2 protein-coding genes are annotated in these 1,196 nt (G+C 41.6%); one reads left to right on the top strand and one right to left on the bottom strand.

Annotated elements, in window-relative coordinates; all coding sequences use genetic code 11:
* The first annotated feature begins 70 nt into the window (after positions 1 to 70).
* Complete coding sequence (locus ACNPNW_RS03920; protein WP_180039010.1) at positions 71 to 412, top strand: histidine kinase dimerization/phospho-acceptor domain-containing protein; 342 nt, start codon at positions 71 to 73, stop codon at positions 410 to 412.
* A 421-nt stretch (positions 413 to 833) separates the two neighbouring features.
* On the opposite strand, the gene bioD is transcribed toward ACNPNW_RS03920, so the two are convergent.
* Positions 834 to 1,196 (bottom strand): ATP-dependent dethiobiotin synthetase BioD (gene bioD, locus ACNPNW_RS03915; RefSeq protein ID WP_448766550.1); only part of this gene is annotated, 363 nt, incomplete at its 5' end.

Raw genomic sequence — 1,196 nt, 5'->3', positions numbered from 1 at the left:
TTTTGATTATTCGTCGAGAGCTTAAAGCCTTAGATGAAGTTTCAACCTTTTAAGTCAGCCAAATTTATCAGTGAATGATGCTACTCACTATTTAAAAACCTTAGATGCCAAAGTAATGCCTTCCAAGGTACAGTCCTTTGCCCAAAACTCTAAGCACTTAATACATAAACTGCATCAAAATCCGGAAAATGAAAAAGTATTTAGTTCATACGCCGCCCATGAATTGCGTAGTCCTTTAACCGCGATCAAAACTCATATCCAGCTTGCACAACTGATGGCAGAACAACAGGCAAGCTCGCCCAAATTGCAACAAAGCTTGCAGCAGGTACACATTGGTATCCGCCGATGTACCCAGCTACTGGAACAGCTTCTAGCACTTTCCTCTACCGATCAAGTACTGAGCGATATCTAGTACAGTATTGAAATTGCACGGCTCCTGACTCAGGTGATTGCCGATTTACAGTCGCTTTATCCGGAAATTGAACCCAGTTTAACAATTGACTGACCGAGCCTGATCCGAATTGCCCTACCCGATTTTGAACTATATACCGTCTTTAAAAACCTACTTAAGAATGCTCTATTGCAGGCACAGGCAAATACCATTTCAATTGCTATGCTGCATGTGTGCTGATCATTCATAATGATAATCAAAGGTTGAAGATATGCATACTTGGGACAGCGTTTCTGGCATAAATCTCCCTAGCAAAATGGGCATGGGCTAGACTTATATTTGATGAAAATGGTGTTAAACAAATATGGCTATCAGATTCAATTTACAGTGGCGCAACCTCAATATTTAAGCATTCACATCAGCCCCCCTGTAAGCTGATCACTTACTCATGGATAGACGGGGCTAAATTTAAAGCTGGAATATCAACCCATGTCGTATCAGCAAAATCACGCTGCAAATACTGTTTTAAATAAGCAATGGTATCTTCAGCGATCAAGGGATCTTTGGAGTTATCTGCATGATTAAAAGCAATGGCATATAATTGAACCCCGCGGAGTTTTAACAACTCAAGACTCAGCAAGGTATGATTAATACTGCCTAAACGCCCTGAAGTGACGAGAATCACCGGATAATTATGTGTCTGAATATAATCAATAGTCAGGAACTCTTCGGTTAAGGGCACCATCAGACCACCGGCACCTTCCAGCAAAATACAGTCGTAGGCCACAGCCAGCTGTTCGGTAGC

The organism is Acinetobacter endophylla, assembly GCF_053543775.1.
This window is presented reverse-complemented; position numbering and strand designations above follow the sequence as displayed.